Below are 12,225 nucleotides of genomic sequence, written 5' to 3' on the forward strand. Positions count from 1 at the left end.
CTTCCGCGCGACGTTCGCGCCCCGTCTCGCGTCCGAGCCGTCGAAGCGCATGCGACGAAGTCGCGAGTCTCGACGGCTCGGACGCGAGACACCAGGGGGCCGCGAACACGCAGCGCCGCAGGCGCGGCAAATCAAACACTGCCGCGGGCAAACGCCAGGGTTTCGCCCTGGACGCCGTGCAGCCAGAGTGCGTTGCACGCCGTCGCGATATCGGTGAGGCCCTCTTCGATGGTGGCGAAGACATTGCCGGGCACCCAGCCCAGATCGCCATTGATAAGTAAGTTGTTGCGGCCGTAGAACAAAGCGAGGTCGGTAGCGCCCTGCTCATGGTGCGCCGCCGTACCGGGCTCGTAGCCGTAGGCCGGATTGCCGATCTCCCATGCTTCGAAATCGAACAGGCACACATCACCCGGAATCGGGGTGACCGTCGGGTTCTCCCGGTGTGGTGCCGCGGCGATCCGGGGCAGCAGCGTATACACCTCGTTGCGGGCGTACTTGGCGTGGAATGCGTCGCCTTCCTGGGGCAGCGCATCCCACACCGCCGCGCAGGTCTGTGGTGCTTCGGCGTCGAGCAGTCGGGCTCGGCAGGTCACGCCCGCCTTGGTCAGTGTGATCGAGATATAGCGGGCCATGGGTTCTGCCTCCTGGTCACGCGGGGAGTTCGGCGAGCACGGTCGACCAGATCGCGAGTGCGTCGTCGATCTGGGTTTCGGTCACGATCAGCGGCGGGATCATCCGCACCACATTCATATACGCACCGCAGGTGAGCAGCAGCAGCCCCTTCTCGACCGCGAGCCGCTGCGCCGCGGCGGCCGTCGCCGTGTCGGGTTCGCCTGTGGCGGTGGTGAATTCGGTGCCGCAGAGCAATCCGAGTCCGCGCACATCGCCGATCGCCTTGGTGGCGCCCTCGCGCAGTCCGGTCAGCAGTTGCGCTCCGCGCGCGGCGGCGTTGTCCACCAACCCTTCCGATTGGATCACCTCGAGTGTGGCGACCGCCGCCGCGCACGCCACCGCATTGCCGCCGTAGGTGCCGCCCTGCGAGCCCGGCCAAGCCTTGGCCATCAGCTCGCGCGCAGCCGCGATTCCGGACAGCGGGAACCCACTGGCCAGGCCCTTCGCGATGGTGATGACATCGGGTCGGACGTCGAAGTGCTGATGTCCGAAAAACTTTCCGGTCCGGCCGAAGCCGGTCTGGATCTCGTCGAAGATGAGCAGAATGCCGTGCCGGTCCGCGCGTTCGCGCAGCCCGCGGAAGAACGTGGCATTGCCGGGGATGTAGCCGCCCTCGCCGAGCATCGGCTCGACCACGAATGCGGCGGTCTCGGCGGGGGAGGTGACGGTGGCGAACAGGTAATCGAGTTCGCGCAGCGCGAAGGCGGTGGCCTCGGCTTCGGTCCAGCCGTAGCGGAAGGCGGTGGGGAACGGCGCCACGTGCACACCGGACATCAGCGGGCTGAACCCGGCGGAGAAGCGGGTGCCCGAGGTCGTCATGGTCGCGGCCGCGACGGTGCGACCGTGGAAACCGCCTTGGAAGACAACGATATTCGGCCGTCCGGTGGCCTGGCGGGCCAGGCGCAGTGCGGCCTCGACCGCCTCGCTGCCGGAGTTGGCGAAGAACAGTGTGTCCAGACCTTCGGGCAGCACGGTGCCGAGTCGCTCGATGAGTTCGAGCAGCGGCCGGTGCATGACGGTGGTGTATTGGCCGTGGATCAGGCTGGCGACTTGTGCTTGGGCCGCGGCGACGACGTGCGGGTGGCAGTGGCCGGTGCTGGTGACGCCGATGCCTGCGGTGAAGTCGAGATAGCGGCGGCCGTCGGTGCCGTAGAGGTAGCAGCCCGATCCGTGGTCGACGGTGACCGGGGTGGCTTGTTTGAGAACGGGGGATAGCTCGGTCATGATCCGCCTCCCGGGCGCGTATCCGGTGGTTGTCTATTGTCGGATTGTTGACAATATGCATAACATGGGCACGGGGTTCGCAGCAATGGCCGAAGGCCGCGTCGGGAATGAAAAGGAGCCCACATGCTCACCGAAACCGCCCTGACCGCAGCCGAACGCGCCGCGATCGACACGGTTGCGACCGGACTGTTCATCGACGGCGGATGGCGCGCGACAGCCGCGACGTTTCAAGTCACCGATCCAGCGACCGGCCAGTTGCTGTGCGAGGTGGCCGATGCCGATTCGACCGACGGGCTGGACGCCCTTGCCGCGGCCGACCGGGCACAGGCGCAGTGGGCGCGAACGACGCCGAGACAGCGCAGTGACATCCTCATGGAAGCGCACCGGGCGCTGCTCGCCGATACCGAACGACTCGCGCTGATCATGACATTGGAAATGGGAAAGCCGCTGGCCGAGGCGCGCGGTGAAATCGCTTATGCGGCAGAGTTTTTTCGATGGTTCGCCGAAGAGGCTGTTCGGCTGGATGGCGGGTATATGCCGGCGCCGGCGGGTGGTTCGCGCTTCCTGGTGACCAGACAGCCGGTCGGTCCCAGCCTGCTCGTCACACCATGGAACTTCCCGATGGCCATGGGGACCCGCAAGATTGGTCCGGCACTGGCCGCGGGATGCACCTGCATCGTGAAGCCCGCTGAGCAGACACCGCTTTCGATGCTGGCGCTGGCCGACATTCTGGATCGGGTCGGTGTTCCGGCGGGTGTCGTCAATGTGATCACCACATCCGATCCGGGGGCGGTGATGACGCCGATGATTCTGGACAACCGTTCACGCAAGCTGTCGTTCACCGGTTCGACCGCCGTCGGGAAGCTACTGCTCGAGCAGTGCGCGCGGACCGTGATGCGCACCTCGATGGAGCTCGGTGGCAATGCGCCGTTCATCGTATTCGACGACGCGGATCTCGATGAGGCCGTCGAGGGTGCGCTCGCGGCGAAGATGCGCAATATCGGGCAGGCGTGTACTGCCGCGAACCGAATCTTCGTGCAGCGCAGCATTGTTGACGAATTCGCGAATCGACTCGCGGACCGGCTGGCGGCGCTGCCGATGGGGCGCGGGACCGAGCCGGGAGTCGTAGTCGGTCCGCTGATCGACGCCGATGCGGTGGCTAAGGTGACCAGTCTGGTTGCCGATGCGGTCGGCCGCGGGGCCACCGTGCGCAGCGGTGGCGCGGCACTGGAGGGGCTCGGAAACTTCTATTCCGCAACGGTATTGACCGATGTGCCCGATGACGCCGAGATGTGCCACACCGAAATCTTCGGACCGGTCGCGGCGATCGCCGCCTTCGATACCGAAGCCGAGGTCGTGGCGCGCGCGAATAACACGCCTTACGGATTGGTGGGCTATGTATTCACCGAAAATCTGCGGCGTGGACTGCGGGTGTGCGAGGCGCTGGAAACCGGCATGGTCGGTCTGAATCAGGGGGTAGTCTCCAATCCCGCCGCACCGTTCGGCGGCGTGAAAGAATCCGGGCTCGGCCGTGAGGGCGGACTCACCGGCATAGATGAATTCCTGGAGACCAAATACATCGGAGTGCGAATATGAGTACAGCATCGCGAAGCGATTCCATGTGGGGTGGCGCTCGGGCGACGGGTGGGCCCAACTATCGGATCGCTACCATTCCTGGTGACGGCATCGGGGTCGATGTCACCGCCGAGGCCGTTGCGGTACTCGATGCGGTGCTGCCCGGCATCGAATGGACCGAATTCGACTGGTCCTGTGAGAATTACCTGCGCACCGGAGCGATGATGCCCCCCGACGCATCTGGTCAGCTGGCCGGATTCGACGCGATCTTGCTCGGTGCGGTCGGCTTTCCCGGTGTGCCCGATCATATTTCGCTGTGGGGTTTGCTGATTCCGCTGCGTCGGGCCTTCGGTCAGTACGTGAATCTGCGCCCGGTCCGGCTGCTGCCCGGCACCGAATCGGCCTTGCGCGACCGCACCGCCGAAGACCTGGACATCCTGATCGTGCGGGAGAATTCCGAGGGCGAATACTCCGCGATCGGTGGCATGCACCATCCCGGCCGCACCGACGAATTCGTCCGGCAGGAATCGATCTTCACCCGGGTCGGCTGCGAACGGATCATCCGCTACGCCTTCGAACGTGCCCTCGAACGCGACGGCCGACTGTGCTCGGCGACCAAATCGAACGGGCTGCTGCACTCGATGCCGTACTGGGACAGCATCTTCGAGCGCGTTGCCGCGGAATATCCGCAGGTGCAGACGCGGCAGCTACATGTCGACGCGCTGGCCGCCGAAATCGTGCTGCATCCGGATCGGCTCGATGTGATCGTCGCATCGAATCTGTTCGGCGACATTCTGTCCGACCTCGCCGCCGCGGTAACCGGTGGACTCGGCCTGGCCCCATCAGGCAATATCAATCCCGAGCGCACGGCCCCGTCGATGTTCGAGGCGGTACACGGTAGTGCGCCCGATATCGCCGGAAAGGGCATCGCGAATCCGGTCGCGCAGATTCTCGCTGGAGCAATGCTGTTGGAGCACTTGGGCGAACGTGCCGCCGCCGCGGCGGTCGATCGCGCCGTCTGTGATGTCCTGCGCGAAGGTCGAATTCGCACACCTGATCTCGGTGGCACCGCGACGACCGGTGAGCTCGGCAGCGCCATTGCAAGCCGTGCGGCCGAATTGGTCGAGACCGGTTCGGTATTCGCGCAACCATAGATCCGCATCGTCATGTGATCGCAAAGAATTCGGCAGGACGATCGCAAAGTTCCTCCGCAATCATGAGGCGACTCGCGTGTCTGCGGAAGGACGGGGTCATGAAGTTCGAATTCGGAGGTGCGCGCAAGCGATTGCGTCGCGCCATGGCCGCCACGATTGCCGCGGCCAGCCTCGTGGTGGTAGCGGGCTGTGGATTGGGCGGCGACGCTGCCGCGGCGGTGACCTACGAGGATGCGAAATCCTCGGGCAAGATCAAGGTCGGTTTCGCCAATGAAGCGCCGTGGGCATTCCTCGGTGCGGACGGCCAGCTGACCGGATATGCGCCGACCGTCGCACGCGCGGTATTGAAACGCCTCGGCATCAATGAAGTCGAAGGCGTGGTCACCGATTTCGACGGACTGATCGACGGCGTCCGGGCCAAGAACTACGCATTCGTCGCGGCGGGGATGTTCATCAATCCGAAGCGATGTGAGAGCTCCGCATTCGCCACTCCCGACTACCAAGTCGGTTCGTCATTCCTTGTGCCGGAAGGCAACCCGCGCAATATCAACCGCTTCGAGGACATCACCCGCGAGAACGTCCGGATCGCCACCCTGGGTGGTGCGGTCGAGAACGGCTACGCGCAGTCCTCGGGTGTGCCATCCCAACTCGTCGAGCCGATGGCCAAACAGGACGACATCCTGCGTGCGGTGCGCAACAAGGACGTCTACGGCGCGGCAATGCTCGATGTGACCGCCGCATGGCTGGTGAAGAATAATCCGGATGCCAAATTGGCGGTCGGCCCGTCCTTCCGCTTCGGCAATAAGCCCGACGTCGGCACCTTCAACTTCCGCATCGGCGACGACAAGTTCCGCGAGGACTTCAACCGCGAGCTGCGCGCACTGCACGAAAGCGGTGAATGGTTGAAGCTGGTGGAGCCGTTCGGCCTGACCAAGGCGAACGAGGCGGATCCGGCGGCCACGGCCGAGCAGTACTGCACGGCTTGACCTCGTGTCGTCGCATTTCTCGACCTACCTCGAGCGAGTACTCCAGGGTCTTCCCTTCACGCTGTGGGCGGCAGTCGGCGGCATCGCGCTGACCGTTGTGCTGTCCTTTGCCGCCGGGATCGCCATGCTTTCGCCGTATCTGCCGGTGCGGTTGGTCACCCGCATCTATGTGGAGGGATTCCGGGGCAGCTCGGAGGTGGTGCAGCTGTTCTTCTTCGCGGTGGCGATACCGATCTTCTTCGGCGTATCGCTGGGTGCGACGGCGAAGGGGCTGCTGGTCATCGGCATCATCGTGCTCGGTCTCAACCACGGTGCCTACGGTGCCGAAATCGTCCGTGGTGCGATCGGATCGGTGCCGCAGTCGCAGGTCGAGGCCGCGATCGCATTGAATCTTTCACCGGCGCAACGCATGTGGCGGGTGGTCCTGCCGCAGGCGGTAGTGGAAATGCTGCCGTCGTTCAACAATCTGTTCATCCAACTCGTGAAAGCCACCGCGCTGCTGAGCTTTATCGCGGTGCCGGAGGTCTTCAAGAAGGCCGATGAATTGCGTGCGGTGCCGGCATTCTCTCGCGAACTCGGTCTCATCTACGGGATCCAGCTGGTCGTGTACCTGCTCATCGCGGTGGTGGTCACGGTGATCATGCGGGTGCTGGAGCTGTTGGCGGCTCGGCGGGTCGGGCGGCGACCGAAGCGATCGAGTATTCGACTCTCGGCACATGTGGGGGTCTGATGGAGAAATGGCGGTGGGACCGCTTCTTCGATGCCTTTCCGTTCATTTGGGACGGGCTGCTCGTCACGATCCAGTTCACCCTGCTGGGATCCGTGGTCGCCTATGTACTCGGTCTGATCTTCGCGGTGCTCCGACGGCTGCGGATTCCGGTGGTCGATCAACTGCTCTGGGCATTCATCGAATTCATCCGCAGTACACCGCTTCTGGTGCAGATTTTCTTCCTCTACTGGGTGCTGCGCCCGGATCTGCTCGGTGGGTTTTCCATCGACACCCAACGTCTGATCGTCGGTGTGACCGCACTCGGTGTGCACTATGCCTGCTACACCTCGGAGGTGTTCCGCGCGGGCATCGACGCGGTGCCCGCCGCGCAATGGGAGGCGGCCACGGCGTTGAATCTGCCGCGCACGCGCACCTGGGTCGATGTGATTCTGCCGCAGGCGGTGCCGCGGGTGCTGCCCGCGCTGGGCAATTACACGATCGCCATGTTCAAAGAGGTGCCGCTGTTGTCCTCGATCGTCATTCTCGACATGGTCTATCAAGTCAAAACCGAATACGCGGCCGATACCGGTGGCGCGGGCCCCGAGGCCTGGTTCGCGGCCGGTCTGACCTTCCTCGCGCTGAGCTATCCGTGCTCGATCCTGGTACGAAAGTTGGAACGACGTGTCTGAACCGATGATCCGGTTCACCGGTGTGGAAAAGCGCTACGGCGCGACAGTGTGTCTGGACGAACTCGATTTCGCCATTGCGCCAGGCGAATTCGTCACCTTGATCGGGCCGTCCGGTTCCGGTAAGACCACCATTCTGCGGCTGCTCATGGGACTGGAACGGATAGACGCGGGCACTATAGAGGTCGGCGCGGAGTTGTTCAGCCATCAGCGGCGCGGCGACAAACTGGTGCCCGCCGGTCCGGCGCACCTGCGCCGGATGCGGCGCAAGATCGGTATGGTCTTCCAGCAGTTCAATCTGTTCCCGAATATGACCGTACTGCGCAACGTCACCGAAGGCCCGATCCGTGGTCTCGGCCAGTCCAAGGACGCCGCCGAGGAGCGGGCGCGAAAGCTGCTCGAACTGGTCGGGCTCACCGACAAAATCGACGCCCGTCCCGCGCACCTGTCCGGCGGCCAGCAGCAGCGTGTCGCCATTGCCAGGGCGCTGGCCATGGAGCCGGAAGTGCTGCTGCTCGACGAGGTGACCTCGGCGCTCGACCCGGAGCTGGTGACCGGAGTACTGCATCTGCTGGCCGATATCGCGGCCGATACCGAGATCACGTTCCTTTGCGTGACCCACGAAATGCAGTTCGCCCGAAAGGTTTCCGATCGGGTAATGATGTTCGACGCCGGACGGGTGCTCGAGGACGGTGATCCGGAACAGATCTTCACCGACCCCCGGCACGATCGGACTCGTGAATTCTTACGTGCGGTCTTGGATGAAAACTGACCGCCGATCTTCCACAATCTGAAGCATGACCAAGCCGTGTCTAGTCCTGCAGTTGCGGCCGGAGCGACCCGCCGCAGATGACGAATACCGCGCCGTCCTGCGTATGGCCGACCTCGACGAGGATGACACGGTCCGGGTGCAGATGGACCAGGAATTCCCGGATATCGACCTCGACGATTACTCGGCGGTCATCGTCGGTGGCGGGCCGAGCAATGTCAGCAGTCCGGACGCGGAGAAATACGGATACCAGCGGACATTCGAACCCAAGCTGAAGAAGCTGATGACCGAGATCGTCGGCCGGGATTTCCCGTATCTGGGCGCCTGCTACGGATTGGGCATCCTCGCGGACGTACTCGGTGGCGAGGTGAGCGTTCAGCAATACGGTGAACCGGTCGGCGCACAGACCATCGATCTGACCGAGCCCGGCCGCGCGGATCCGCTGCTAGTGGGTATTCCGCGAACATTCCGAGCGTTCGTCGGCCATAAGGAAGCCTGTCAGGAGGTGCCGCCCGGTGCGGTGCTGCTGGCCGGATCGGCCGATTGCCCGGTGCAGATGATTCGTGTCGGTGAGCACGTGTACGCGACCCAATTCCATCCCGAATTGGACAGCGATGGACTGGCGTTGCGCATCGAGGTTTACCGGCACGCGGGCTATTTCGAACCGGATCAGGCCGAGGATCTGATCGAGCTCGGTCATCGGGAATCGATCACGGTGCCCAGCGTGATTCTGAGCCGATTCATCGCGCGGTACTGCCGCGGGTAGGGCCCGATTACCGATCGGAGTCGAGGCGATGGCGATTTCGGTATTCGGTCTGCGAGCTATTACGCAGCCCCCAGCTGGGGGATTCGTGGCGTACGTCGGTGATTACCGGCCAGGCTCCGGTTGTCGTCGCCGATGGTTCGCGGGGTTCGCGCCGGACGGACAGCGCTTCGCGGGTGCTGCGTTCGTCGATCTCGGCGAGTCCGACGACCACCATCAGCATCATGATGACCATCGTGACGGTCACGATCAGCGGTGTCACCAGTTGGAGCGGATCGATGCCGCCGCCGACCTGGTGGTCGGAATGGCTGGCGTGCATCGAGGTCATTCCGACGTAGTGCATTCCGCACACCGCGACACCCATGATCAGCGCTGCGCCTATGGTGGCGAACAGACCGCGGACATGCAGCATGAACCACAATGCGGCGGTGGCCGCGACCACCGCGATCACGACCGACACCGCTACCGTTTTGCGGTCGTATTCGACGTGGGCGGTGGTTTTCATCGCGTACATGCCCAGGTAATGCATGGCGGCCACGCCGATACCCGTGACCGCGCCGCCGATCGGCAGTGCCACGAGTTCGTTTCGACCGTGTACCACGATCGATAGCCCGACCCAGACGACCAAGATCGCGATGACCGCGCTGAGCAGTGTCATCGGGACGTCGTAGCGAATGGTGGCGCCGTGGATGGAGAACCCGAGCATGGCGGTGAAATGCATGACCCAAATGCCCGCGCCCCCGAGCGAGACGGCGGCGGTGGCGAGCCATCCAGCCGGCCAATCGGAGGACCGAGCGTGTACCACACAACGGAGGGCGAGCGCGGAGCCGATAAAGGACACGAGGTAGGCCATGACCGGGGTCAACCAGCCATGGCTGAAATGATCGAGTTCTAGCATGCGTACACCCCGGTCACCAGTCGTGCCGTTGCGGCTTGCTGGTCAGCAGGGGCGACCCGCTAACGGTCGGCGGCGGCCAGCTGCCTGTCGAGCGCAGTGACAGTAAACCAATGAACATCGGGCGGAACCTCACGATCTGCGGAAATTTACACTGGCATTTCCGCCAGCCGCTGACAATAGCCAGGTCGGGCGCTCATGGCCAGCTCCGGTCCCAGATTCACAGCTAACGGATAGTTTCCGACGGAGCAATCGGCCAGCGTTCAGTTCGGGGAGCCGGGCGCGCCCGTCAGACTGCCGCGCCGCGCGGTGGCAGCCTCGTGGGCGCTTCACACGGTCGAATCGACGTGTAGGAGCTCTGGTGCACCTCACCCGGGGTGAGCGCGTCGGGCGGCGCGAGCTGCTGCACCGCCGGGGCGCTGTCGAGCAAAACCGGCTGCACCGGCTCGCTTGTCAGGCGCAGCCGGGCCGCGATCTCATGCGCGACGAACCAACCGAGCCGGGCTACGGATTGCCGAGTTCCCGTAGCGCCTGTTCGGATGCCGAACCCGGCTCGGCGGCGAACAGATCGAGGCCACAGCACGACGGAGCGTCGGGCAGTGCGATGAGTTCGCCGTGCAGGGTCAGCTCGCCCACGACCGGGTGGTGCAACGCGTACGTCCGGTTGCGTACCTGCGCGACCGGGTGCTCGGCGCACATCCGTGCGAAGTCCGGGCTCAGCTCTTGCATGTTCTCGATGTGCGCCGTGAGTTCGGTGTGTCCGCGATAGCGTCCGAGCAGAACACGCAGATGCGCCACATGCGCGAGTGCCGCCTGATCCCAACCGGTTCCGAGCAATTCACGCAGGTGGGGTTCGGTGAACAACAGGTGTGAGAGGGTGCGCCGCTCGTGGGGGAGTGCGGCGAAGTCGCCGAACACCGCGACTGCGAGTCGGTTCCACCCGATGATCTGGGTGTGACGACCGACCACCAACGCCGGTGTCATCACGAACGAATCCAGCAGATAACGCAGGCCCACCGGCATATCCGTCGATGAGGTTTCCTGCGCGCACGGTCGCGGACGTCGTGCGATCCGGTGCAGGTATGCCGATTCGTCCACGTCCAGGCGCAGCGCCGCGCTGATTGCTTGTAGGACCTCGTCCGACACGCTCTCACTCTTGCCCTGCTCCAGGCGCGTGTAGTGGGCGATACTCACTCCAGCGAGCTGTTCGCTATACATTCCTTCCGTAGCTTCGTGGCATGACTAGGACCACGTATACGGAACCGGCGTGGCTTGTGGAGGTCAATGCTGGGTTGGCGGCGGGGGTTGATCCTGCGGAGTGGGTGTACGGCTATGTCCGTATCTCCCGTGATGAGAAGGACCGTGCGGAGGGGGTGCAGTTGCAGGCCAAGAACGAGGTCGCCTACGCGGCCCGGAAGGGTCTGCGGTTGGCGCGGATTTTCTGTGACAACGATCTGTCCGGCGATGGCGCGGATCGTCCGGCGTTGCGGGCGGTGTTGACGTTAGTCGAACGCGGTCCGGCGAAGGTCGTGCTGGCGCGTGATGTGGCGCGGTTGACTCGTGATTACGACCTGGGCAACGAGTTGATGAAGCTGGGGCGTGATGAGGGGGTGCGGTATGCGTTCGTGAAGGACACCGGCTACGACCTGACCACGGGCACGGGCACGGGCCGGAAGAATTTCATGGTGAAGTTCGCCGAAGCGGCCGAGTATCGGGAAACCAACACCGAGAACCTTCTGGATCGGATGGGTGAGGAGGCCGCGAAGGGGGTGATGCAGGGCGGTTCGCGCCGGTTCGGGTATGGCAAAGTTGTTGGCACACACCCGATTACCGGTGCCAACATTTTGGATCGGTGTGCGTTACGGGCCGAAGAGGTCGCGGTGTTGGAGGAGGGCCGGGACCGGGTGATCAACGGCGAATCTCAGACTGCGATCGTCACCGATTGGAAGGCGCGGGGGATCACCACGTCCGGGGGTCGGCTGTGGCGGGTGGGCAAGCTGTCTCACCTGCTGTTGTTGGAAGGCGTATGTGGTCTACGACCTGGGCGAGCACAGGGATGCGACCGGTGCCCGGTGTGAGTGCTTGAACAACCCGGAAGGTAACGGGATTCGCGTGCACGCACGGACCGGTACCCGTCATCGTGCGCAGTGGCCGGGGATTTTCACCCGCACCGAGCACGACGCGATGCGGGCGGCGTTGACCGCGCATCGCCGGTTGAAGGCCCCGGATCGTCCCCGGCAGCGTAACGGCGAGTATTGGCTGACCGGGGCTGGCCGAGTGCGGCGGGAAATGGCCCGAAACCAGCGCGCGGGCGGGGCAGTATTGCGGCGCGTGGTGGGTTCACTGTTGGAGCGTGAACGCAAGAACGGCAACACCGTTGTGCAGCGCCGGTATGGGTGCCGGGCGAAGGATTCCGCTCGGGTGGCGTGTGGGTGCGGGCGGGTGTTCCGGGACGCGGGCGCGTTGGAGATGTACGTTGCACAGCAGGTGATCGCCGAGTACGAGAACCCGATCGATCGCGACGGAGCTTGTCGATGTTCGGAGTCGTCTGCACTGATGTTCGAAGTGCTCCGCACTGCGATGGTTCTGCGGCGAGTCCGTGCTGATGTCGCGCCGTTGCGAACGCCCTGCTCGGCTGCTGTTCCCGCACTGGTCCGGTGTCTGTGTCGTGTCGACGCACCGATGCTCGATCGCTGCGGGGTTCCGGCACCCAATCGGCTGCTGATGGCTTAACTTCACCACTCTAAACAGGCATTCGACATGACCAACCGACCCAATTCCCGGCTAGCCAC

13 protein-coding genes are annotated in these 12,225 nt (G+C 64.2%); 9 read left to right on the plus strand and 4 right to left on the minus strand.

Annotation, left to right across the window (positions count from 1 at the left end; all coding sequences use genetic code 11):
* Nucleotides 1–131: 131 nt before the first annotated feature.
* Both ACIBI6_RS29465 and ACIBI6_RS29470 read right to left on the minus strand, forming a co-directional pair.
* The gene (locus ACIBI6_RS29465; protein ID WP_396958538.1) at nucleotides 132–632 is read right to left on the minus strand and encodes a DUF3830 family protein; all 501 of its coding nucleotides are present in this window, start codon (nucleotides 630–632) and stop codon (nucleotides 132–134) included.
* Between the two features lie 16 nt (nucleotides 633–648).
* Nucleotides 649–1,896, minus strand: coding sequence for an aminotransferase class III-fold pyridoxal phosphate-dependent enzyme (locus tag ACIBI6_RS29470; protein ID WP_364345706.1), 1,248 nt, complete (start codon nucleotides 1,894–1,896; stop codon nucleotides 649–651).
* 123 nt (nucleotides 1,897–2,019) lie between these two features.
* Between ACIBI6_RS29470 and ACIBI6_RS29475 the strand changes: the two genes are divergently transcribed.
* From ACIBI6_RS29475 to ACIBI6_RS29505, 7 genes are all read left to right on the plus strand, one after another.
* Nucleotides 2,020–3,492, plus strand: coding sequence for an NAD-dependent succinate-semialdehyde dehydrogenase (locus ACIBI6_RS29475; protein ID WP_396958539.1), 1,473 nt, complete (start codon nucleotides 2,020–2,022; stop codon nucleotides 3,490–3,492).
* Between the two features lie 23 nt (nucleotides 3,493–3,515).
* On the plus strand, nucleotides 3,516–4,625 hold the full coding sequence (locus ACIBI6_RS29480) for a tartrate dehydrogenase (protein ID WP_396958642.1): 1,110 nt from the start codon (nucleotides 3,516–3,518) through the stop codon (nucleotides 4,623–4,625).
* Nucleotides 4,626–4,723: 98 nt separating this feature from the next.
* Nucleotides 4,724–5,611, plus strand: a complete 888-nt coding sequence (ehuB, locus tag ACIBI6_RS29485; protein WP_396958540.1) for an ectoine/hydroxyectoine ABC transporter substrate-binding protein EhuB — start codon at nucleotides 4,724–4,726, stop codon at nucleotides 5,609–5,611.
* Nucleotides 5,612–5,615: 4 nt separating this feature from the next.
* Nucleotides 5,616–6,341, plus strand: coding sequence for an amino acid ABC transporter permease (locus tag ACIBI6_RS29490; RefSeq protein WP_364345700.1), 726 nt, complete (start codon nucleotides 5,616–5,618; stop codon nucleotides 6,339–6,341).
* Nucleotides 6,341–7,009, plus strand: a complete 669-nt coding sequence (gene ehuD, locus ACIBI6_RS29495) for an ectoine/hydroxyectoine ABC transporter permease subunit EhuD (RefSeq protein ID WP_396958541.1) — start codon at nucleotides 6,341–6,343, stop codon at nucleotides 7,007–7,009. The genes ACIBI6_RS29490 and ehuD overlap by 1 nt, the downstream gene beginning before the upstream one ends.
* A 4-nt stretch (nucleotides 7,010–7,013) precedes the next feature.
* Complete coding sequence (ehuA, locus tag ACIBI6_RS29500) at nucleotides 7,014–7,778, plus strand: ectoine/hydroxyectoine ABC transporter ATP-binding protein EhuA (RefSeq protein ID WP_364345733.1); 765 nt, start codon at nucleotides 7,014–7,016, stop codon at nucleotides 7,776–7,778.
* Nucleotides 7,779–7,803: 25 nt separating this feature from the next.
* Entirely contained in the window at nucleotides 7,804–8,541 is a 738-nt protein-coding gene (locus tag ACIBI6_RS29505) for a glutamine amidotransferase (RefSeq protein ID WP_364345696.1), read from the plus strand.
* A gap of 7 nt (nucleotides 8,542–8,548) precedes the next feature.
* On the opposite strand, the gene ACIBI6_RS29510 is transcribed toward ACIBI6_RS29505, so the two are convergent.
* The gene (locus tag ACIBI6_RS29510) at nucleotides 8,549–9,436 is read right to left on the minus strand and encodes an MHYT domain-containing protein (RefSeq protein ID WP_364345694.1); all 888 of its coding nucleotides are present in this window, start codon (nucleotides 9,434–9,436) and stop codon (nucleotides 8,549–8,551) included.
* A gap of 501 nt (nucleotides 9,437–9,937) precedes the next feature.
* Nucleotides 9,938–10,579 carry a transcriptional regulator gene (locus ACIBI6_RS29515; protein ID WP_396958542.1) on the minus strand — a complete coding sequence of 214 codons (642 nt, stop codon included), beginning with the start codon at nucleotides 10,577–10,579 and terminating at the stop codon, nucleotides 9,938–9,940.
* A 92-nt stretch (nucleotides 10,580–10,671) separates the two neighbouring features.
* Here ACIBI6_RS29515 and ACIBI6_RS29520 point away from each other — a divergent pair, with 92 nt between their 5' ends.
* Nucleotides 10,672–11,511 carry a recombinase family protein gene (locus ACIBI6_RS29520; RefSeq protein WP_364345688.1) on the plus strand — a complete coding sequence of 280 codons (840 nt, stop codon included), beginning with the start codon at nucleotides 10,672–10,674 and terminating at the stop codon, nucleotides 11,509–11,511.
* 34 nt (nucleotides 11,512–11,545) lie between these two features.
* On the plus strand, nucleotides 11,546–12,166 hold the full coding sequence (locus tag ACIBI6_RS29525) for a hypothetical protein (RefSeq protein WP_364345686.1): 621 nt from the start codon (nucleotides 11,546–11,548) through the stop codon (nucleotides 12,164–12,166).
* Nucleotides 12,167–12,225: the final 59 nt, after the last annotated feature.

The sequence above is a fragment of the Nocardia sp. NPDC050412 genome (genome assembly GCF_044458825.1).
GTDB lineage: Bacteria > Actinomycetota > Actinomycetes > Mycobacteriales > Mycobacteriaceae > Nocardia.

Excerpts from the sequence above, each read along its gene's own strand:
- ACIBI6_RS29465 (WP_396958538.1), bottom strand. The coding sequence starts at position 632 with ATGGCCCGCTATATCTCGATCACACTGACCAAGGCGGGCGTGACCTGC.
- ACIBI6_RS29470 (WP_364345706.1), bottom strand. The coding sequence starts at position 1,896 with ATGACCGAGCTATCCCCCGTTCTCAAACAAGCCACCCCGGTCACCGTC.
- ACIBI6_RS29475 (WP_396958539.1), top strand. The coding sequence starts at position 2,020 with ATGCTCACCGAAACCGCCCTGACCGCAGCCGAACGCGCCGCGATCGAC.
- ACIBI6_RS29480 (WP_396958642.1), top strand. The coding sequence starts at position 3,516 with ATGTGGGGTGGCGCTCGGGCGACGGGTGGGCCCAACTATCGGATCGCT.
- ehuB (WP_396958540.1), top strand. The coding sequence starts at position 4,724 with ATGAAGTTCGAATTCGGAGGTGCGCGCAAGCGATTGCGTCGCGCCATG.
- ehuD (WP_396958541.1), top strand. The coding sequence starts at position 6,341 with ATGGAGAAATGGCGGTGGGACCGCTTCTTCGATGCCTTTCCGTTCATT.
- ehuA (WP_364345733.1), top strand. The coding sequence starts at position 7,014 with ATGATCCGGTTCACCGGTGTGGAAAAGCGCTACGGCGCGACAGTGTGT.
- ACIBI6_RS29505 (WP_364345696.1), top strand. The coding sequence starts at position 7,804 with ATGACCAAGCCGTGTCTAGTCCTGCAGTTGCGGCCGGAGCGACCCGCC.
- ACIBI6_RS29510 (WP_364345694.1), bottom strand. The coding sequence starts at position 9,436 with ATGCTAGAACTCGATCATTTCAGCCATGGCTGGTTGACCCCGGTCATG.
- ACIBI6_RS29520 (WP_364345688.1), top strand. The coding sequence starts at position 10,672 with ATGACTAGGACCACGTATACGGAACCGGCGTGGCTTGTGGAGGTCAAT.